General features: G+C 62.1%; 18 protein-coding genes. 11 read left to right on the top strand and 7 right to left on the bottom strand.

Features of this window, described 5'->3' with window-relative positions; genetic code table 11:
• Nucleotides 1-6 precede the first annotated feature (6 nt).
• The 5 genes from ACP7EG_RS26665 (at nt 7) to ACP7EG_RS26645 (ending at nt 3456) form a co-directional block, all read left to right on the top strand.
• Nucleotides 7-684 (top strand): TetR/AcrR family transcriptional regulator, encoded by a 678-nt coding sequence (locus ACP7EG_RS26665; protein WP_426090084.1) that lies wholly within the window; start codon nt 7-9, stop codon nt 682-684.
• A 91-nt stretch (nt 685-775) separates the two neighbouring features.
• Complete coding sequence (locus ACP7EG_RS26660; RefSeq protein ID WP_426090083.1) at nt 776-1291, top strand: hypothetical protein; 516 nt, start codon at nt 776-778, stop codon at nt 1289-1291.
• A gap of 137 nt (nt 1292-1428) precedes the next feature.
• Nucleotides 1429-1698, top strand: a complete 270-nt coding sequence (locus ACP7EG_RS26655) for a hypothetical protein (protein WP_426090082.1) — start codon at nt 1429-1431, stop codon at nt 1696-1698.
• A gap of 160 nt (nt 1699-1858) precedes the next feature.
• The gene (locus ACP7EG_RS26650) at nt 1859-2281 is read left to right on the top strand and encodes a VOC family protein (RefSeq protein WP_100875702.1); all 423 of its coding nucleotides are present in this window, start codon (nt 1859-1861) and stop codon (nt 2279-2281) included.
• A gap of 11 nt (nt 2282-2292) precedes the next feature.
• The gene (locus ACP7EG_RS26645) at nt 2293-3456 is read left to right on the top strand and encodes a dipeptidase (RefSeq protein WP_426090081.1); all 1164 of its coding nucleotides are present in this window, start codon (nt 2293-2295) and stop codon (nt 3454-3456) included.
• On the opposite strand, the gene ACP7EG_RS26640 is transcribed toward ACP7EG_RS26645, so the two are convergent.
• The 7 genes from ACP7EG_RS26640 to xapA all read right to left on the bottom strand — a co-directional run bounded on the left by ACP7EG_RS26640 (nt 3453) and on the right by xapA (nt 12064).
• On the bottom strand, nt 3453-4664 hold the full coding sequence (locus tag ACP7EG_RS26640; RefSeq protein WP_426090080.1) for a nucleoside deaminase: 1212 nt from the start codon (nt 4662-4664) through the stop codon (nt 3453-3455). The two genes, ACP7EG_RS26645 and ACP7EG_RS26640, sit on opposite strands and share 4 nt — an antisense overlap.
• Nucleotides 4665-4674: 10 nt before the next feature.
• Nucleotides 4675-5082, bottom strand: coding sequence for a cytidine deaminase (locus ACP7EG_RS26635; protein WP_071079271.1), 408 nt, complete (start codon nt 5080-5082; stop codon nt 4675-4677).
• An 82-nt stretch (nt 5083-5164) separates the two neighbouring features.
• Entirely contained in the window at nt 5165-6487 is a 1323-nt protein-coding gene (gene deoA / locus ACP7EG_RS26630) for a thymidine phosphorylase (RefSeq protein ID WP_426090079.1), read from the bottom strand.
• 75 nt (nt 6488-6562) lie between these two features.
• Nucleotides 6563-8944 carry an aldehyde dehydrogenase family protein gene (locus tag ACP7EG_RS26625; protein WP_426090078.1) on the bottom strand — a complete coding sequence of 794 codons (2382 nt, stop codon included), beginning with the start codon at nt 8942-8944 and terminating at the stop codon, nt 6563-6565.
• A 12-nt stretch (nt 8945-8956) separates the two neighbouring features.
• Nucleotides 8957-9916, bottom strand: a complete 960-nt coding sequence (gene deoC / locus ACP7EG_RS26620) for a deoxyribose-phosphate aldolase (protein ID WP_426090077.1) — start codon at nt 9914-9916, stop codon at nt 8957-8959.
• Nucleotides 9913-11106, bottom strand: coding sequence for a phosphopentomutase (locus ACP7EG_RS26615; RefSeq protein WP_426090076.1), 1194 nt, complete (start codon nt 11104-11106; stop codon nt 9913-9915). The genes deoC and ACP7EG_RS26615 overlap by 4 nt, the downstream gene beginning before the upstream one ends.
• Before the next feature lie 118 nt (nt 11107-11224).
• Nucleotides 11225-12064 carry a xanthosine phosphorylase gene (gene xapA, locus ACP7EG_RS26610; protein WP_426090075.1) on the bottom strand — a complete coding sequence of 280 codons (840 nt, stop codon included), beginning with the start codon at nt 12062-12064 and terminating at the stop codon, nt 11225-11227.
• Nucleotides 12065-12432: 368 nt separating this feature from the next.
• Here xapA and ACP7EG_RS26605 point away from each other — a divergent pair, with 368 nt between their 5' ends.
• The 6 genes from ACP7EG_RS26605 (at nt 12433) to ACP7EG_RS26580 (ending at nt 19671) form a co-directional block, all read left to right on the top strand.
• The gene (locus ACP7EG_RS26605) at nt 12433-13590 is read left to right on the top strand and encodes a PfkB family carbohydrate kinase (RefSeq protein WP_426090074.1); all 1158 of its coding nucleotides are present in this window, start codon (nt 12433-12435) and stop codon (nt 13588-13590) included.
• 3 nt (nt 13591-13593) lie between these two features.
• The gene (locus ACP7EG_RS26600) at nt 13594-14523 is read left to right on the top strand and encodes a pseudouridine-5'-phosphate glycosidase (RefSeq protein WP_426090073.1); all 930 of its coding nucleotides are present in this window, start codon (nt 13594-13596) and stop codon (nt 14521-14523) included.
• An 83-nt stretch (nt 14524-14606) separates the two neighbouring features.
• The gene (locus tag ACP7EG_RS26595; protein WP_219132978.1) at nt 14607-15509 is read left to right on the top strand and encodes a LysR family transcriptional regulator; all 903 of its coding nucleotides are present in this window, start codon (nt 14607-14609) and stop codon (nt 15507-15509) included.
• 479 nt (nt 15510-15988) lie between these two features.
• Nucleotides 15989-16984 (top strand): BMP family lipoprotein, encoded by a 996-nt coding sequence (locus ACP7EG_RS26590; protein WP_096233951.1) that lies wholly within the window; start codon nt 15989-15991, stop codon nt 16982-16984.
• 81 nt (nt 16985-17065) lie between these two features.
• A complete protein-coding gene (locus ACP7EG_RS26585) occupies nt 17066-18595 on the top strand; it encodes an ABC transporter ATP-binding protein (protein ID WP_426090072.1) in 1530 nt (509 codons plus the stop codon).
• Nucleotides 18592-19671: an ABC transporter permease gene (locus ACP7EG_RS26580; RefSeq protein WP_426090071.1), complete on the top strand. Its 1080-nt coding sequence runs from the start codon at nt 18592-18594 to the stop codon at nt 19669-19671. Before ACP7EG_RS26585 ends, ACP7EG_RS26580 begins: the two co-directional genes overlap by 4 nt.
• The last annotated feature ends 1 nt before the right edge of the window (nt 19672 follow it).

Raw genomic sequence — 19672 nt, 5'->3', positions numbered from 1 at the left:
TCCGCCATGGCCAGCGACAAATCCCCTGCCCGTCCCGTGAAAAATGCCGGCGGCCGGCGCCTGCAAAACCGCGACCGCCTGGAAGCGGACATCCTGGAGCAAGCCGTGCGCGTGTTCGCGGAAAGCGGCTATGAGGGTGCGTCGATCGCCACCATCGCCGAGCGGGCCGGCCTGTCGAAGCAAAACCTGATGTATTACTTCCCGTCCAAGCAGCTGCTGTACCAGCGCGTGCTCGACGACGTGCTCGACGACTGGCTGGCGCGCATGGAATCGCTGGCCAATGAACACGACGAGCCGCGCGACGTGCTGCGCGCGTACATCGGCGCGAAGCTGCGTTTTTCGCGCGAACAGCCGTGGGCTTCGCGCGTGTATGCGCTGGAAGTGATCAATGGCGCGCCTCTGTACGGCGCGCAGATACGCGACCGGGTCGTGCCGCTGCTGCGCAAGGATATCGCCGTCTTCGAAGAATGGATCGCGCAAGGCCGGATCGCCGCCGTGAACGCCACGCACCTGATGTTCGCCATCTGGGCCATGACGCAATCGTATGCGGATTTTTCAGCGCAGATGGCCCTGGTGCTGGATCGCAAGCAGCTCACCCGCAAGGATTACGAGGACGCGGAAATCCTGCTCACGCACATGGTGCAGGCGGCCATCGCCCTGCCTGCGGCGGCGCCCGGCGCGTGATGAAATTTCCAAGGAACAAACGAGCAGTGATAGCATGGCGCGCTGGAGCGTTTGCAATCGCGGCGCCATAGCGACAGGACAAGGAACAGGCATGAAACAATGGTCATCGGCGCGCACCGCGTCATTGCTGGGCAAAGCTGCCTGCGCGGCGCTGCTGGCACTGGCATCCACGGCACAGGCGCAGACAGTGGGCATGATAGACAATCAGCCGCTGAGCGAAACCTGGCTCAACGCGGGCTTTTATTCGTATCACTTTCAGCGCGACAAGAACCTGAACGACAGCAACCCGGGCCTGGGCGCCGAATACCGCTTTTCCACGGTTGCCTCGGTCACGGCCGGCCGTTTCTACAATAGCGACCGCGCCTACTCGAACTACCTGGGCGTGTACTACCAGCCCATCAAGGTAGGCCCGCTGCGCATCGGCGCCGTCGTTGGCGGCTTCAGCGGCTATCCGAAGATGCGCGATGGCGGCTGGTTCCCGGCCCTGGTCCCCACCATCAGCTATGAATACCAGCGCGTGGGCGTGAATATCGCCATCGTGCCGTCCTACAAGGACCGCCTGTATGGCGCCCTCAGTTTCCAGCTGAAACTGAAGGTGTTCGAGTAACCGTTTGTCCCTGCCCGTCGCCGTTCGCTCCGCCATTCCTGCCATTCGTCGCATACACGATGTCTGGCAGCAAGGTTTTACCTATAGTGGATTCATCGCCAGCCTGCATACGGCAGCGGCAACCACAGGAGAACGGCATGAAAGACATCAATTCGGCACCGGGCAGCACTTCCTTCAGCGCTTTCTGGAGCGAACTGTGCGCTTACGCGCACCAGGGCATGGCCGCCCTGCGCGCCATGTCCTGGCCCATGCTGCTGGCGTGCTGCCTGGGCCTGGCGTTCGTGATCACCATCTTGCCGTTGGCCATCATGCTGTTTGCCCTCGTCATGCTGCTGAAATGGGCAAGCAGCAGCGACGATACGGGCACGGACACGAAGGCAGCGAACTCTTCGCAGTCGCCGCAATAAAAATTTGCGTCGTGGCAAGAGTGCAATGATGGTTCTATGGCACTATGAGTGCGCGCAGCATTGACGGGCATCAAACCCATCCCGATGGAAGGGTTGGAGACGGAACGCTACGCTGAATAGACGATCAAAGCTACTCCCCCTCAGCCATAGGAGTTTTCTGATGACCACGACAGCAAAAGCTACAACCGGCACGACCATTCCCTGCCTGCGCTACCGCGACGCCCCCACCGCCATCGAATGGCTATGCAAGGCGCTCGGTTTTGAAAAACAATTGATCGTGCCTGACGGCAACGGTGGCGTTGCCCATGCGCAACTGAGCTTTGGCAACGGCATGGTCATGGTGGCACCGGCCCTCGACAGCGACTATGGCCGCCTGATGAAGCTGCCTGGCGACATCGGTGGCGCCAACACGCAAAACTGCTACCTGGTCGTCAGCGATGCCGACGCCGTCTACCGCAGCGCGCGCGAGGCGGGCGCCGAGATCGTGCTCGACATCAAGGATGAAGATTACGGCGGACGGGGCTTTACCTGCCGCGACCCGGAAGGCCATATCTGGAGCCTGGGCACCTACGATCCATGGTAAAACGGAGAACAATGATTATCAGTACCTTCGCCGCCGCCAGCCTTGCGCTGATCGGCGGTTTCCTGTCCGCTCCCGTCCTCGTGGACGAGCACCTCAACCGTGTCCACCCTCCCTCCGGCAAGACGCCATCGACATCCACTGTGGCCCTGCACCAGAGCCTGTGGATCGCCGACCTGCACGCCGACAGCCTGCTGTGGCAACGCAATCTGAACCGCGACAGCCAGCGCGGACATGTCGACTTCCCGCGCCTGCAGCGGGCCAACGTGGCGCTGCAAGCCTTTTCCGTCGTCACCAAGACGCCGCGCAAGATGAATATCGAACGCAATGGCAGCGACACGGACAACATCACGGCGCTGGTGGTGGCGCAAGGCTTGCCGCCGGCCACCTGGAACAGCCTGCTGGCGCGCGCTAGCTACCAGGCCGACGAGCTGCGCCAGCAAGCGGCCAAGAGCGATGGCAAGGTGCGCGTGATCGGCAGTCGCGCCCAGCTGCGCAGCTTCATCGCCGCGCGCGAAAAGAATCCGAACCTGCTGGCCGGCTGGCTGACACTGGAAGGCGCACATGCGCTCGAAGGCAAGCTGGACAACCTCGATACCTTGTACCGAGCCGGCTACCGCATGGCCGCGCCCACGCATTTCTTCGACACGGAATTATCGGGCTCCCAGCACGGTTTGAAAAAAGGCGGCTTGACGCCGCTGGGCCGGCAATGGCTGCGCGCCATGGAGCAGCGCAAGATGATCGTCGACCTGGCACACGCCTCGCCGGCCACCATCGACGACGTGTTAACGTTGGCGAAACGCCCCGTGATGGTCTCGCACACGGGCGTGCGCGGCACCTGCGCCAATGGCCGCAACCTCAGCGACGCACAATTGAAACGCATCGCTGCCCAGGGTGGCCTGGTGGGCATCGGCTTCTGGAATACGGCCGTCTGCGGCAAGGACGTGGCGTCGATCGCGCGCGCCATCAAGTACACGGTAAAACTGATCGGGGCGGAACACGTGGCGTATGGCTCGGACTTCGACGGCGCCGTCACCACCGCCATCGACGCCACCGGCTTGCCGCGATTGACGCAGGCACTGCTCGACGCAGGCTTGTCGGAGGCACAAATCCGCCGCGTGGCGGGCGAAAACGTGCGCGACTTTTTACTCAAGAACCTGCCCGACGACGACGCCTAGCCCAGTGCGCTGATCAAAGCCTGGTCCGCCACCTGGCGCGGCCGGATGCGTATCAGCTTGCGGTACAGCGGCGGCATGGCGTCGCACAGCGCCAGCAGCGCGTCTTGCGCCATGGCCGGGTGCACGTACTGGAATTGTGCGGGATTATTCTCCGGCAGCGCCCCTTCCATGGTGGAGCCGTAGGCGCCCAGGGTCATGAAACTGGCGGCGCTGTCGTCCGGGCCGATGGCAAGCACGAAAGTGCCGTGCTTGGGGTGGCTCAGATAGCTTTTGATTTCTTCCTGCAGCGCCGGCTCGGCGCCAGCCATCAACTCATAACGCAATTGCGCGTACTGGCGCGTACATTCCATGAACGGTGTGCGGATGACAGAGCGCGCCAGCTGGCCCGGCATGCATAGCAGCAGGTTGCCAAAGGAATCGAGCAAGGCGGCTGCGTCGCCCTGGCCGCCCTCGCGCACATCCTGCTCCATGGCTGCCTGCAGGAATGGCGCCAGGCCCGCGTCGGGCGCATGCGGCGCGCAGCGGTAAGTCAGGGCATCGGGATAGCGGCGGCGCAGGGCGCGCACCACGGCATGCTCGGACGGCAAGGTGGCAGGATCGCGCCGGTGCACGTCGTCGCCGGCGTTCAGCAACTGCATCACCTGCGCCGATGTCGCTTCGAACACCAGCGAGCATAGTGCCTGGGTCGCCTCGTGGATGCTCTTGCCGATGAAAAAAGATTTGGGCGCGGCTCCGGAAGGCAGGCGCGCATACTCGGTGGCGCCGCGCACGGCAGGATAGCAAAAGCTGCGGCCGGCCTGCGCCTGCAGCGGCGCCGGTAAGGCCGTGAACGTGGCGACGCCATCGTAATTGATACCCGCCTTGACGTCGGGCGCGGCCACCACCACGTTGAAACCAGCCGCCAGAATCGCCCCCGTGCACATGCAGCACGGGTCGAGCGAGGTGACGATGGTCAGTTCGCCCGGCGGCGGCAAGGGCGTGCCCTTGGCCCGCTCGGCGAAATACCAGTCCACCAACTGGCGCTCGCCATGCGCGGTGGGATCGAATACCAGGCCCTGGCGCACGACGTTGTTGTGCATCGATTGCAGCACGTTGCCGGCGCCGTCGAGCAGCACGCCGCCCACGCCGAAGGTGCCCTGCGTCTTGGCTGCCATGGCTTCGGCCGCGGCAATCGCCACGGCGGCCTGGATGTCGATCGTCTTGTTCAAGCGTATCCTGTTACTGCATATCCAGGTCGGAATTGCCGAAGCCGTGCGGCAGCAGCCAGCCCGCCGTCACTTCCATGACATCGTTTTTCAGGTTCGTCAGGATTACCGGCAGGTCGGTGCCCCCCATCTCGAAGATCACCTGGCGGCAGGCGCCGCATGGCGAGATCGGTTCCGCCGTATCGCCCGTGACGGCCAGCCTGGCGAAATCGCCCGGTTTGTAGCCATGCGCGATGGCGCTGAAAAACGCCGTGCGCTCGGCGCAGTTGCATAGGCCATAGGCGGCATTTTCCACGTTACAGCCACGGAAGACGCGGCCATCCTTGCACAGCAAGGCTGCGCCCACCTTGAAACGCGAATACGGCGCGTAAGCCAGTTCACGGCCGGCATTGGCTTCGGCGATCAGTTCTTGGTTGTTCATTTGCTTATCTATCTGTAAAACCCGCGAAAGGCCGGGGTCAGACCCTCAGGGTCTGACCCCAGATTTTGCTTCTAGGGTTAAGTTATGGACGAATGGTACGGTAAATCACCGGATTGGCCGCCAGCGCCACCGCGCTGATGGCATACGCTTCCTGGATTTCCTTGACGGCTTGCTGCGCCGCCGCTTCCGTGCGCGCATGCACCATGGCCAGCGGCTGGCCGACGGCCACTTGCTCGCCCAGGCCCACCAGATCCGTCAGGCCGACAGCGAAATCGATGCTGTCGGTCGGACGGCGGCGCCCGCCACCGAGAGCGACGACGGCCAGACCGATGCCGCGGCAATCGCGCACGTTGGCAAAGCCGGCGGACAACGCCGGTGCCGGCACGACGAACGGCGCTTTGTCCAGATGCTTGTCCGGATGTTCAAGCAGGTCGGCCGGGCCGCCCAGGGCGGCGACCATGCGCGAGAAGCGCTCGGCCGCTGCGCCCGAATCGAGGGCCGCCATCAATGTCACGCGCGCTTCCTCTTCGGTGGCAGCCAGGCCGCCCAGCACCAGCATCTCGGCGCACAGCGACAAAGTGACTTCGTGCAGGCGCGCGGGACGCGAACGTCCCGTCAGGTAATCCATGGCGCCGCGTACTTCCAGCGCATTGCCCGCGTATGGCGCCAGCGATTCGTTCATGTCCGTCAAAATCGCCGACGTCTGCATGCCCGCGCCATTGCCGACGGCGACGATGCTCTCGGCCAGCTCCACCGATTTGTCGTAGGTCGGCATGAAGGCGCCCGTGCCCACTTTCACGTCCATCACCAACGCATCCAGCCCGGCCGACAGTTTCTTCGACAGGATGGAGCCGGTGATCATGGCCACCGATTCCACCGTGGCGGTGACGTCGCGGATGCTGTAAAAACGCTTGTCGGCCGGCGCCAGTTGGGCCGTCTGGCCGATGATGGCCACGCCAACTTCCTTGACCACCTTGCGGAACAGTTCATTGTCCGGCACCGTGCAATAGCCGGGAATGGCGTCGAACTTGTCCAGCGTGCCGCCCGTGTGGCCCAGGCCGCGGCCCGAGATCATCGGCACATAGCCGCCGCAGGCGGCGATCATGGGGCCCAGCAGCAGGGAAACCACGTCGCCCACGCCGCCCGTCGAATGCTTGTCGACGACGGGGCCAGGCAGGTTCAGCGAACGCCAGTCCAGCACCTGGCCGGAATCGCGCATGGCCAGGGTAAACGCCACGCGCTCGTCCATGTTCATGTCGTTGAAATAGACGGCCATGCCCAGCGCCGCGATCTGGCCTTCGCTGACGCTGCCGTCAGTGATGCCGCGCACGAAAAACTGGATTTCCTCGGCGCTCAGCACGCCCTTGTCGCGCTTCTTGCGGATGATTTCCTGGGTTAACAACATGGAATAACTCCAATCATGAGATCTGGGGTCAGAACCGACGGCTCTGACCCCAGCTTTGCCAGCACTACTTATCGATCAGACGCCGTAAGGAATCCACACGTTTTTCACTTGCGACGCATGCGCCAGCACGGCACGGCCGCCGCTTTGGGCGGCACTGTACCAATCGCGGCCTTTGGCGCCACCGACCCAGGTGCGCTTCAGGGTAGCGGCCGACAGGCGCTCGACTTCCGCGCAACCGTCAAGCGAGCCGTCATGGCGCCAGACGGCGTCGATGTCGGCGTGCGTGGCCAGGGTGCGCGCCAGTTCATCGGCGTTACCGCTGATGATGTTGACGACGCCGCCCGGCAGGTCGGAGGTGTCGAACACCTGGTACAGGTCCAGCGCGGAGAGCGGATGCGCTTCCGACGGCACTACCACCACGCGGTTGCCCAGCGCGATGGCCGGGGCGACGAGCGAAATGAAGCCGAGTAACGGCGCTTCGTTCGGGCAGACGATGCCAATCACGCCGATCGCTTCATTCAGCGCCACGGTGATGCCCTTGGTGGGCGGCTGGTGCGCCAGGCCGTCGTATTTGTCGGCCCAGGCTGCGTAGTAGAACAGGCGTTCGATCGATGCCTGCACTTCCTTCTCGGGATTTTTACTGCCTGTCATGGCGGCGATGCGGGCGGCGAATTCGTCGGCGCGCGCAGCGAGGTTTTCGGCGATGTAGTACAGCACTTGCGCGCGGTTGTGCGCCGTGGCGCTGGTCCAGCCGGACGCCTTGTGCGCCGCTTCGACGGCGTTGCGGATATCCTTGCGGCTGCCCACGCCCACTTCGGCTAGCAGGGCGCCATTCGCGCCAAATACGGGCGCGCTGTAGGCGCTGTCAGGGCGTGCCTGCTTGCCGCCGATGTACATCTTGGCCGTGCGGTCGATGGCGAATGGGTCGGCTGCCGCCGGCTTCACATTGGCCTTGGCTTTCGCTTCCACCAGCGGCAAGGCCGGGCGCGCATCTTCGGCCAGGGCCGTCATGTATTCCAGCATGCCTTCGCGGCCGCCTTCACGGCCGAAGCCCGATTCGCGGTAGCCGCCGAAGCCGCAGGCCGCGTCGAACTGATTCGCGCTGTTGATCCACACCACGCCAGCCTTGATGGCGGGAGCGATGTCCAGCGCCAGGCTGATCGACTCGGTCCACACGCTGGCGGCCAGGCCGTACACCGTGTTGTTCGCCAGTTGCACCGCTTCTGGCGGCGTGCGGAAGCTCATGGCCACCAGCACGGGGCCGAAGATTTCAGCCTGCGCCACGGCGGCCGAGGTCGACGCGCCCGTGATCAGGGTCGGCGGGAACCACGAGCCATCAAGCGGCAGTTCGCACGCCGGCTGCCATACGTCGCAGCCTTCGGCACGGGCAGAGTCGACCAGCGCGGCGATGCGCTGGCGCTGCACCGGATCGACCAGCGCGCCTACGTCCATCGATTTGTCCAGGGGCGAGCCGAGGCGCAGGTTTTGCATGCGCGCGCGCACCTTGTTCAGGAAGCGCTCCTGGATCGATTCCTGCACCAGCAGGCGCGAACCGGCGCAGCAGACTTGTCCCTGGTTGAACCAGATCGAATCGACCAGGCCTTCCACGGCGCCGTCCAGGTCCGCGTCTTCAAAGACGATGAACGGCGATTTGCCGCCCAGCTCCAGCGAGAGCTTCTTGCCGCTGCCGGCCGTCGCTATGCGGATCAAACGGCCCACTTCGGTGGAACCCGTAAACGCGATCTTGTCGACGCCAGGATGGTTGACGATGGCCGAGCCCACGCGGCCGTCACCGGTGACGATGTTGACCACGCCAGCCGGCACGCCCGCCTGCAGGCACAATTCGGCGAACAACATGGCGGTCAGCGACGTGAATTCAGCCGGCTTGAATACGACCGTGTTACCGGCCGCCAGGGCCGGGGCGATTTTCCACGACAGCATCAGCAGGGGGAAATTCCACGGCACGATCTGGCCCACCACGCCCACGGCGCGGTAGTCGGCAAATTCTTCCGATTGCAGCTGCGCCCAGCCGGCGTGATGATAAAAATGGCGCGCGGCCAGCGGCAGGTCGATATCGCGCGTTTCGCGGATGGTCTTGCCGTTGTCCAGCGTTTCCAGCACGGCGAACAGGCGCGAGTGCTTTTGCAGCAAGCGTGCCAGCGCGTACATGACTTTCGCGCGGCCGTGGCCACCCATGCCCTGCCATACGGGCAGCGCGCGGCGTGCCGCTGCCACGGCGCGTTCCACATCGGCGTCGGTGGCTTGCGTCAGTTCGGCCAGCTGCGTGCCGTCGGCCGGGTTGGTCGAGGCGAACAGCTCGGCCGGATCGCTCCAGGCATTGTCGATGAACAAACCGAATGTGCGCTGGTGGCCGTCGAGCCACGCCTGCGCTTCTTTTTGACTTTCGGGAGCAGGGCCGTAGTCCATAGTAGTGAGAATCTCGTTAATTGTTGGCATGACGATTGTTCTTTAAGGTTGTGCGTGACGATGATTGGCCGAGTAGCTGCCGGTGACGTAGTGCTCGAGCTGGCGCTCGATGTCGGTCAGCAGGCTGGAAGCGCCGATGCGGAACAGGTGCGGCTGCAGCCATTCGTTGCCCAGTTCTTCCTTCATCAGGGCCAGGTATTGCAGCGCGCTCTTGGCCGAGCTGACGCCGCCGGCCGGCTTGAAGCCCACCTTAAAGCCCGTCTGCTCGTGGTATTCGCGAATCGTGCGCACCATCGTCAGGGCCACGGGGATGGTGGCGTTCACGCCCTCTTTACCGGTGGATGTCTTGATGAAATCGGCACCGGCCATCATGCACACCCACGACGCCTTGGCGACGTTTTCCATGGTCAGCAAGTCGCCCGTGGCGAGAATCGCCTTCACGTGCGCTTCGCCGCAGGCCTTGCGATAGGCCAGCATTTCGTCGTACAGCACTTGCCAGTTACCGTTCAGGACGTGCTGGCGCGTGATGACGATATCGATCTCGGAAGCGCCCGCGGCGACCGACAGTTCGATCTCGCGCAGCTTCGTTTCCATGCTCGTCAGGCCGGCTGGGAAACCCGTCGACACGGCAGCGATGGGCAAGCGGCCCTGGATGACCTTCACGGCTGGCTGGATCATCTCGTGGTACACGCACACGGCGCCGGTGCTCAATTGCGTCAGGCCCAGTGCATCCATCAGGTCCGCGCGCAGCGGGCGCATGGCCTTCATGCACAGGCGTTCCACGCGGCCCGGCGTATCGTCGCCACCGAGGGTGGTCAGGTCGATCATCTGGATGGCTTTCACCAGCCAGGCAGCCTGGTATTCCTTTTTCACCGTACGGCGGTTCGCCAGGCTGGCCGCGCGGCGGTCCGTCGCGGCGCGGTTGACGCGGATCTGGTTGATCCAGCCCAGGTCGAGGCCAACGGCCTCGTTACGCTTGAATTCGGGGTGCATGAGTGTCATAACAAGCTGGTTCCATTAGCAAGTGGTGGTACGCCAAGGTGCTTGGCGAGGGTTTGGCCAATATCGGAGAAGGTCTCGGAAATGCCCAGTGCGCGCGGGGCAACGCCGGGACCGAAGAAGATCATCGGAATGTGTTCGCGGGTGTGGTCGGAGCCGTGCCAGGTCGGGTCGCAGCCATGGTCGGCGGTGATCACGACCAGGTCGCCTTCCTTGAGCTTGGCCATGAATTCCGGCAGGCGCGCATCCATTTCGCGCAGCGCGTCGGCATAGCCTTCGACGTTGCGGCGGTGGCCGAACGCCTGGTCGAAATCGACGAAGTTCACGAAGGTGAGCGACTTGTCCTGCACTTCATCGGCTGTTTTCAACAGCGCTTCGAACAGCGCCATGTTGTCGACGCCCTTGACGACTCTGGAAATGCCCTGGGTAGCGAAAATGTCGCTGATCTTGCCCAGGCCGACGACTTCGCCGCCAGCATCCTTGACGTGATCGAGCAGGGTCTTGCTTGGCGGCGCCACCGCATAGTCGTGGCGGTTGGAAGTGCGCATGTAGTTGCCATTGCTGCCCGTGAACGGGCGGGCGATGACGCGGCCGATGTTGTACGGTTCGACCAGCTTGAAGGCCATTTCGCACACTTCATACAGACGCTCGAGGCCGAACGATTCTTCGTGCGCGGCGATCTGCATCACCGAGTCGCCCGAGGTATAGATAATCAGCTTGCCGGTGGCGACGTGTTCATCGCCATGCTTGTTGATGATGTCCGTGCCCGAGGCATGGCAGTCGCCCAGGAAGCCGGGCACGCCCGACAGGGCTTTGAGCTTGTCGGTCAGGTCGGCCGGGAACGATGGCGTGGTGCGGGGAAAATATCCCCAGTCGAATTCGACGGGCACGCCAGCGATTTCCCAGTGGCCGCTCTGTGTGTCCTTGCCGGTGGAGCGCTCGCGCGCCGCGCCGTAGGCGCCGGTAAAACCGTCGCGCTGGTCGAAGCCCGTGGCCCATTCGCCGCTGGCCAGATGCGCCGCGGAGCCCAGGCCCAGGCGTTCCATGTTCGGGAGTTTCAAGGTCTTGCCGCTTTTGGCGACAGTGCTGGCAATGTGGCCAAAGGTATTGGCACCTGCGTCGCCATACTTGGCGGCGTCTGGCGTCGCGCCAAGGCCGAAGGAATCAAGCAGGAGGATAAATGCGCGTGACATGATAAGGCTCGCTTTATGGATTGATGCGGGGGTGATGCGGACAGTGTAGGCCGGATTTTCCCGGCCTGCCGCGCGGCAGCGCCGGTGGCCGGCGCGCCGCTACTGCGTAAAAAAGTACTTAGGCTTGCGGTTTGGTGGCTACCGTGGCCAGGAAAGCCAGAATCAGCTTGACCAGGTCTTTCGCGCCGATGGCCGCGTATTTCAAGGTTTGCTCGTGCGACAGGGCGAATGGCGACATGCCTTCGGCCAGGTTGGTGATGACGGATACGCCCACCACTTTCAGGTCGCAATGGCGGGCCGAGACCACTTCCGGCACCACCGACATGCCGACCGTGTCGGCGCCCAGGCGGGCCATCATGCGGATTTCGGCGGCCGTCTCGAAGTTCGGGCCAGGGTAGGCGACGAACACGCCTTCGTGCAGGGTGATGCCATTCGAGGCCGCCGTGTCCTTGACCAGGTTGCGCAGATCGGCATCATAGGCGTTGGCCATGCTGAAGAAGCGCGGGCCGAAGCGGTCGTCGTTCGGGCCGACCATCGGCGTGCCTGGCAGCAGGTTGATATGGTCGCTGATGGCCACCAGGCTGCCGGCGTCCACTTCAGGGCGCAGGGAACCGGCGGCGTTGGTGACGAACAGCATTTCGCAGCCCAGCAGTTTCAAGGTGCGGATGGCGCTCGTCATCACGCCCATGCCATAGCCTTCATAGAAGTGGCCACGGCCCTTCATGCAGACGACGGCGACGCCCGACAGGGTACCGACCACCAGTTCGCCGGCATGGCCGTGCACGGTGCTGATCGGGAAGCCTGGCAATTCGTCAAAGCTGATGCTGACGGCGTCCGTCATCTGCTCGGCCAACACACCCAGGCCGGAGCCGAGGATCATCGCCACGCGCGGCTTGAAATTTTCAGGAGCGCGGGCGCGGATGATTTCGGCGGCGTGGAAAGGGGTGTTGTTCGACATGGTTATCCTCTGATTGACTAATGATGATGGTTGCTGCCTGCGCGGCAGTACAAAGCAAGATGCTGCGGCCCAGGTATCGGCTAAGTATGGTGTTACAGGTATATCGAAAAGCGTATTGCCACTATTTGCCGCCACTATGCATCAAACGGAATATGTATGGCAAATACCATTTTTCTTGCCCATTTATACAATTCAAATATAAATGGCCGATATTATAGTCGAGGCTAGCCCAGGCCTGCCATGCCCGGGGAATTCATGCATACAAGCTCCATACGAAGGTTTTTTAACCCTGCTTGACACCGGCTTGACACCGACAAGACAAATGTTTACAGTCGCAAACAAATGTTTAACCCTTCAGCGAACACCTTGTGACCGATACCAATAAAAAAGACCAGCTGTACACGCTGATCCGCAACAACCCCTTCATCTCGCAGCAAGACCTGGCGAGCGAACTGGGCTTGTCGCGCTCGGCCGTCGCCGGCCATATCGCCGGATTGATACGCGAGCGGCGCCTGCTGGGACGCGCCTACGTGCTGCCCGACAGCCGCCCCGTGCTGTGCATCGGTGCCGCCAATCTGGACCGCAAGATGCGCACCCTGGCAACCCTGCAGATGGGCACCTCGAATCCCGTGCGCTCGGAAGAAGTGTTTGGCGGCGTGGGCCGCAACATCGCGGAAAACCTGGCCCGCCTGTCGATTCCCGTGGCCCTGCTGACGGCGCTGGGCGACGATGCGGCCGGCCACGCCCTGCAGACGCATGCGGAAGACGCGGGCATCGACATGCGCGGTAGCTTGCATCTGAGCAACACCAGCAGCGGCACCTATACGGCCGTGCTCGACGAGCATGGCGAAATGCTGCTGGCGATGGCCAATATGCAACTCTACGAACAGCTGACGCCGGCCTTCTTGCACAGCCGCCAGCCGCAGCGCGCCGCCGCCGCCCTCACCGTCTGCGACCTGAACCTGGGCCACGACAGCGTGCAGGCACTGCTGGCCGATGCACGCCAGGATGCTGCCCACGCCACGCCACTGGTCATCGTCGCCGTCTCGCAGCCGAAGATGGCGCATTTGCCGCAAGACCTGACGGGCTTGCATCTGCTGATCCTCAACCGGGGCGAACTGGAAACGCGCGTGGCGCGGGCCTTGCCAACGGCGTTTGATGTGCGCGCCGCCTGCCGCGAAGTGCAGCGCCAGGGTGCGCGCCAGGTGATCGTCACCTGCGGCGGCGAAGGCGTGTACTTCACCGATGGCGACAGCCAGGATGCGCCTGTCGTGCACCTGGCCGCGCGCGAAGTGGCCGCCGTCGACGTGACGGGCGCCGGCGACGCGTTTTCCGCCGCCGTCTGCTGGTCGCTCTACCACGACAGCAGCGACTTGAAACTGGCGTGCCGGCGCGGCCTGAAGCTGGCCGCCATGACCCTGGAATCGGCTGCCACTGTCTCCCCCCAAATTTCCGCCGGCGCGCTCGACGACATCGACGACGCCGACCTTGCGCCCCCTCCCCCTACCCTCTTTCAACAGGATTGACACATGACGCAATTGAATAATTTCCTCTCGTTCTCGCAAGAAGTGCTCGACGCGCGCGCCGCCGGCAAGGCCATCGTGGCGCTGGAATCGACCATCATTTCGCACGGCATGCCGTATCCGCAAAACGTGGAAATGGCGCGCGAAGTGGAACAGATCATCCGTGACGGCGGCGCCGTGCCGGCCACCATCGCCATCATCGACGGCAAGATCTGCGTGGGCCTGTCGCCGGAACAGCTGGAATTGCTGGGCACCTCGCCCGATGCCATGAAAGTCAGCCGCCGCGACCTGCCATTCGTCCTGTCGCAACGCAAACTGGGCGCCACCACCGTGGCCGCCACCATGATCTGCGCGCAACTGGCCGGCATTACCGTGTTCGTCACGGGCGGCATCGGCGGCGTGCACCGCGGCGCAGAAACCAGCTTCGACATTTCGGCAGACTTGCAGGAACTGGCGCAAACCTCGGTCGCCGTCGTCTGCGCGGGCGTCAAATCCATCCTCGACATCGGCCTGACCCTGGAGTACCTGGAAACCCACGGCGTGCCCGTTATCAGCGTGGGCCAGGAAGATTTTCCTGCCTTCTTTACGCGCGAAAGCGGCTTCAAGGCCGATTTCCGCCTCGATACCGCCGCCGAGCAGGCTGCTTTCATCGGCACCAAGTGGCAGCTGGGCTTGAAAGGCGGCGTGATCGTCAGCAACCCCGTACCGGCAGCGCAAGCGATGCCCAAGGAAGAAATCGATGCGATCACCACGCAAGCACTGCAGGAAGCGGACGCGGGTGGCGTGAAAGGCAAGCAAGTCACGCCATTCCTGTTGTCGCGCATCAAGCAGTTGACGGACGGGCGCAGCCTGGCGACGAATATCGCGCTGGTCAAGCACAATGCCCAGGTGGGCACCGCGCTGGCCATTGCCATGCAGGCAGTCGTGGCACGATAATAGGACCGCTGTAAAGAAAGCGCGCGCCTTCACGGGTTCGCGCGCTGTTCCATCGCCTAGCAAGACGCAACGCCAAGGAAAGCATGTCCATCGATCTGAAACAGTTAAAGTATTTTCTTGCCGTTGCCGAGGAGAAAAGCTTCAGCCGCGCCGCCGAGCGCCTGCATATCTCGCAGCCGCCCCTGAGCCAGCAGATCATGAAACTGGAAAGCGAACTGGGCGTGCGCCTGTTTGCGCGCACCACGCGCACCTTCGAGCTGACCGTGGCAGGCAAGGCGCTGATGAACGAGGCAGCCGAGCTGCTGGCCAAGATGCGCATGACCATCGACACCATCCGCCAGATCGACCGTGGCGAAGTGGGCCGCTTGCGCGTGGGCATCGTCGGCTCGGCCATGTGGGGTCCCATCCCCAGCCTGCTGGAAGAGTTCCAGACCAAATTTCCCCGCGTCAGCTGGACCATCCATGAGTTTGGTCCCACGGTGCAATACGAAGCCTTGCGCGCCAAGCAGATCGACGTGGGTTTCTGGCGCGAACCGAAACTCAACGACGACGACTTGCGCCACGACAACCTGCGCCAGGAGCTGTGCTTCCGCGAAAACGTGTGCGTGGCCGTCAACGAACACCATCCGCTGGCGAAAAACACGGCCATCGAGCTGATCGACATCGCCCATGAGCCGATGCTGACCCTGAACCTCGATAAATCCGCGTTTCCCCGCTACCTGGTGCAATGCTGCGTCAATGCCGGTTTCGAACCCGTGATTTTCCAGGAAGCAAGCGAGCCGCAAACCCTGCTGGCCATGGTGGGCGCGGGCCTGGGCGTAACCCTGGTGCCGGAAACGACAAGCCGCATCGGCTGGCCCGGCGTCGTCTTCCTGCCGATCAAGACCAATCCGCCGTCGGCCAACCTGTACATCAGCTACACCACGCTCGACGACGCGCCCGTCGTGCGGGCCTTCCTGAATATCATCAATCCCCCAGCTAATTGAGGCAAAGCCTCAAGCGTCAGCAAGCAACGCTAACCCGAAAAGCAGCAAGACCGGGGTCGGACCCTCAGGGTCCGACCCCGGCCCTTCGTTTTGGGTTTGCATGCCAATTTATATGGCTATCATATAAATAGCTAAACAAAAACGTATTTGTCATACATATCTGGCATGATGCATAGTGATTCGGACGCCCATCGTGGCGCCGGTCATGCGCCTGCCCTGCCCGTCCACTGACGGCGCATCCCAGCCCGCTCCGGCAGCCCCATTCGATGTTGTAACCATAAAAGAGACGGGGTGCAACTGTTGCATGAGCATCACACTGTCGACATAAAAGCACACAAGGCCGGCAATGATCTTGTTCAATACGGTGCAATGTTGATAAGGAATTATCATCTCGTGCATCAAAAACAGGCTAAATCGGCCCCAAATTATATGTTTCACCTATAAAAAATATACAATATCGATCTTCCAGGAGCCAATTCATGAAACTTACACAATTTAGTTTGACGATCGCAGCCGTATTTCTGACTGCTCAAGCGTCCGCGGCTACCCCAAAACTGGGTGTCGTGTATGACGCGGGCGGCAAGTTCGACAAGTCGTTCAACCAATCCGCTTTCGAAGGCGCATCGCGCTTCAAAAAAGACACAGGCATTTCCTTCATCGAAGTTCAGGCATCGAGCGATACGCAAGCCGAGCAAGTCATGCGCGGCCTGGCCCGCAAGAAACTCGACATGATCGCCGCCATCGGCTTTGCGCAAACGCAAGCCGTGCAAAAGGTCGCAAAAGAATTCCCGAACGTGAAATTCGTGCTGATCGACGGCCAGGCCGCCGGCAGCAACGTCAATTCCGTCGTCTTCAAGGAAGAAGAAGGCTCCTACCTGGTGGGCGTGGCTGCAGCCATGGCCAGCAAGAGCAAGAAGGTCGGCTTCATCGGCGGCATCGATATCCCGCTGATCCGCAACTTCGCCTGCGGCTACGCGCAAGGCGTGAAGGCCATCAATCCGAAAGCGGAAATCACGCAAAACATGGTCGGTACCACTTCCGGCGCCTGGAATGACCCGGCCAAGGGTGGCGAACTGGCCCGCTCGCAATTCGAGCGCGGCGTCGATGTCGTCTTCGCCGTGGCCGGCGGCAGCGGCATGGGCACGCTGCAAATGGCCAAGGAAAAAGGCAAGCTGGCCATCGGCGTCGATTCGAACCAGAATGGTTTGTACCCTGGCAGCATCCTCACTTCGATGGTCAAGCGCGTCGACAACACCGTGTATGACAGCTTCATGGAAGTCAAGAACGGCACCTGGAAGGGTGGCGTCAGCTATAAAGGCTTGAAAGAAGGCGGCGTGGATTGGGCGCTCGACGCCAACAACCGCAAGCTGATTACGCCGGAAATCGAAAAGCGCGTGTTGGGTGCGCGTAAGGACATTATCGATGGCAAGATCAAAGTGATCGATTACCGCGTCGGCAGCAGCTGCCCGGTTTAATTTTTCTCCGTATCTTCTAGCGCGCCGCCGGGGCCTGTCTCCGCGCGGCGCGTTTCCATGAAACTATCCAGTTATGAACCTATGCAGCCAGCAGTAGAATTTCGCAGCATTTCCAAGCAGTTTGGACATGTGAAGGCGAACGCCGACGTCAGCTTCTCCATCGCCAAGGGCAGTATCCATGGCCTGGTGGGGGAAAACGGCGCCGGCAAATCGACCTTGATGAGTATCCTGTACGGGTATTACCGTGCCGACGGCGGAGAAATCTTGCTCGACGGGAAAGTACAGCCTATCCGCAACAGCCAGGAAGCGATCAATCTCGGCATCGGCATGGTGCACCAGCATTTCATGCTGGTCGAGAATTTCACCGTCCTCGACAATATCATGCTGGGCACGGAAGGCGGTTTTCGCCTGGCCAGCCACCGTGCCGAAGCAGAAGCCAAGCTGCGCGAGATTTGCGCGCGCTACCGCCTCGACGTCGACCCGCTGGCGAAGATCGAAGACCTCTCCGTCGGGGCGCAGCAGCGCGTGGAAATCCTCAAGCAGATTTACCGCAGCGCCAATATCCTGATCCTCGACGAGCCGACGGCCGTGCTGACGGCCCAGGAAACAGCGTCGCTGTTTGAAATCCTGCGCCTGTTCAAGGAGCAAGGCAAGACCATCATCCTGATCACGCACAAGCTGCAAGAGATCCTGGAAATCACCGACAACGTCACCGTCATGCGCGGCGGCACGGTGGTGGGCGCCGTTGCCACTGCGACTACCTCGAAAGAGGAACTGGCCAACATGATGGTGGGCCGCCCCATCCAGAGCCACTTGCCCCGCGCACCCTACAATCCGGGTGCCACGGTACTGGAAGTGGCTGATCTACAACTGGCCGACGCGCAACAGGTCAAGCTGCTGGCCGACATCGGTTTCAACTTGCGCGCCGGCGAAATCGTCGCCATCGCGGGTGTTTCCGGCAATGGCCAGAGCGAATTGCTGGAAATCCTGTCCGGCATGCGTTTGCCGACGTCCGGCAAGCTGCGCTTCCTGGACAAGGACTTGCCGTTTGCCAAGCGCACTGACGCCGACGGCTTGCCGCTGGCCTTCCGCGAACTGGGCATCGCCCACATTCCGGAAGACCGCTTGCGCGATGGCGTGGTGAAAAATTTTTCCGTCATGCAAAACACCATCCTCGGCTACCAGGACCACCTGAAAAACCGCTGGGGCCTGTTCAACTTCAAGGCCATCGGCGCGCGCTGCGCGGAGCTGCTGAAGACCTTCGACGTGCGTCCGGCGAACCCGGACCTGCGCATCGGTTTATTGTCAGGCGGTAACCAGCAAAAGGTGGTGATCGCGCGCGAAGTGCTGGCCAAGCCGAAACTGATGCTGGTGGGCCAGCCCACGCGCGGCGTCGACATCGGCACCATCGAAAGCATCCATACGCAATTGCTGGCCCTGCGCGACGCGGGCGTGGCGATCCTGCTGGTGTCCGTCGAACTGGAAGAAGTGCGGGCGCTGGCCGACCGCATTCTGGTCATGTGCGGCGGACGCATTACCGGCGAACTGAAAATTGAAGAATTCGATACCACCCGCATCGGTCTGTTGATGGGGGGAATGCATAAATCATGAATAACGACTTGCCACGCTGGGCGACAGCCTTTGTCATGCCCATGTTAAACCTGCTGTCGGCCTTGCTGGTCGCAGCCCTGGTCATTTATATGCTGGGCGAAGATCCGGCCGAATCGCTGGGTATCCTCGTCAATAGCGCCCTCCTCAACCCGGAAGGCTTGAGCTACACGCTGTTCTACGCCAGCACCTTCATTTTCACGGGCCTGTCGGTCTCCGTGGCGATGCAGGCCGGCCTGTTCAATATCGGTTCCGAAGGCCAGATGTATATCGGCGGCCTGGGCTTGACGGTGGCCATGCTGGCCTTCGACCAGACCCTGCCCGCCTGGCTCCTGATTCCGGCGGCCATGATCGGTGCGGCCCTGTTCGGCGCGCTGTGGGGCTTCTTGCCCGGCTATCTGCAAGCCAAGCGCGGCAGCCACATTGTGGTGACCACCATCATGTTCAACTTCATCGCCGCCAGCCTGATGAATTTCATTATCGTGAAATATCTGATTCCGCCGGGCGAGCAAAACACGGCCAGCCGCGTGTTTGCGGAAAGCGGCGAAATGCCGCGCCTCTCCACCTGGTTCCCATCCTTGGGCGACACGCCGCTGAACATCAGTTTTATTCTGGCGATCGCCGCGCTGGTCATCTACGGCGTGATGGTCTGGCGCTCGTCGTGGGGCTTCAAGCTGCGCGCCACGGGTCTGAACAAGCATGCGGCCCACTATGCAGGCGTGTCGATCAGCAAGATGATCATCATCGTCATGCTCATTTCCGGCGCGCTGGCAGGCCTCGGCTCCGTCAATTCCATCATGGGTTCGACGCATTATCTGTCGCTCAATTTTGTGGGCGGCGCCGGCTTCATCGGCATCGCCATCGCCCTGATGGGCCGCCAGCATCCGGTCGGCATCTTCCTGTCGGCCGTGCTATTCGGCGCACTGATACAGGGCGGTTTTGATTTGTCGCTGGAAAAACCGAATATCCCGACGGAAACGTTCATTTTCATCCAGGGCTTGATCATCCTGTTCTGCGGCGCCATGGAAAACTTCTACGCACCGGCCATTTCCGCCCTGCTCAAGCGCACCAAAGGCTAAC

The sequence above is a fragment of the Janthinobacterium sp. PSPC1-1 genome (assembly GCF_049897625.1).
Lineage (GTDB): Bacteria > Pseudomonadota > Gammaproteobacteria > Burkholderiales > Burkholderiaceae_D > Janthinobacterium > Janthinobacterium tructae.
Note: the sequence above shows the minus strand (reverse complement) of the source record. Positions and strands in the feature narration are given on the sequence as shown.

Excerpts from the sequence above, each read along its gene's own strand:
- deoC (WP_426090077.1), bottom strand. The coding sequence starts at position 9,916 with ATGACACTCATGCACCCCGAATTCAAGCGTAACGAGGCCGTTGGCCTC.
- deoA (WP_426090079.1), bottom strand. The coding sequence starts at position 6,487 with ATGTTGTTAACCCAGGAAATCATCCGCAAGAAGCGCGACAAGGGCGTG.
- ACP7EG_RS26660 (WP_426090083.1), top strand. The coding sequence starts at position 776 with ATGAAACAATGGTCATCGGCGCGCACCGCGTCATTGCTGGGCAAAGCT.
- ACP7EG_RS26650 (WP_100875702.1), top strand. The coding sequence starts at position 1,859 with ATGACCACGACAGCAAAAGCTACAACCGGCACGACCATTCCCTGCCTG.
- ACP7EG_RS26590 (WP_096233951.1), top strand. The coding sequence starts at position 15,989 with ATGAAACTTACACAATTTAGTTTGACGATCGCAGCCGTATTTCTGACT.
- ACP7EG_RS26625 (WP_426090078.1), bottom strand. The coding sequence starts at position 8,944 with ATGCCAACAATTAACGAGATTCTCACTACTATGGACTACGGCCCTGCT.
- ACP7EG_RS26665 (WP_426090084.1), top strand. The coding sequence starts at position 7 with ATGGCCAGCGACAAATCCCCTGCCCGTCCCGTGAAAAATGCCGGCGGC.
- ACP7EG_RS26580 (WP_426090071.1), top strand. The coding sequence starts at position 18,592 with ATGAATAACGACTTGCCACGCTGGGCGACAGCCTTTGTCATGCCCATG.
- ACP7EG_RS26600 (WP_426090073.1), top strand. The coding sequence starts at position 13,594 with ATGACGCAATTGAATAATTTCCTCTCGTTCTCGCAAGAAGTGCTCGAC.
- ACP7EG_RS26615 (WP_426090076.1), bottom strand. The coding sequence starts at position 11,106 with ATGTCACGCGCATTTATCCTCCTGCTTGATTCCTTCGGCCTTGGCGCG.
- ACP7EG_RS26635 (WP_071079271.1), bottom strand. The coding sequence starts at position 5,082 with ATGAACAACCAAGAACTGATCGCCGAAGCCAATGCCGGCCGTGAACTG.
- ACP7EG_RS26595 (WP_219132978.1), top strand. The coding sequence starts at position 14,607 with ATGTCCATCGATCTGAAACAGTTAAAGTATTTTCTTGCCGTTGCCGAG.
- ACP7EG_RS26645 (WP_426090081.1), top strand. The coding sequence starts at position 2,293 with ATGATTATCAGTACCTTCGCCGCCGCCAGCCTTGCGCTGATCGGCGGT.
- xapA (WP_426090075.1), bottom strand. The coding sequence starts at position 12,064 with ATGTCGAACAACACCCCTTTCCACGCCGCCGAAATCATCCGCGCCCGC.
- ACP7EG_RS26655 (WP_426090082.1), top strand. The coding sequence starts at position 1,429 with ATGAAAGACATCAATTCGGCACCGGGCAGCACTTCCTTCAGCGCTTTC.
- ACP7EG_RS26585 (WP_426090072.1), top strand. The coding sequence starts at position 17,066 with ATGCAGCCAGCAGTAGAATTTCGCAGCATTTCCAAGCAGTTTGGACAT.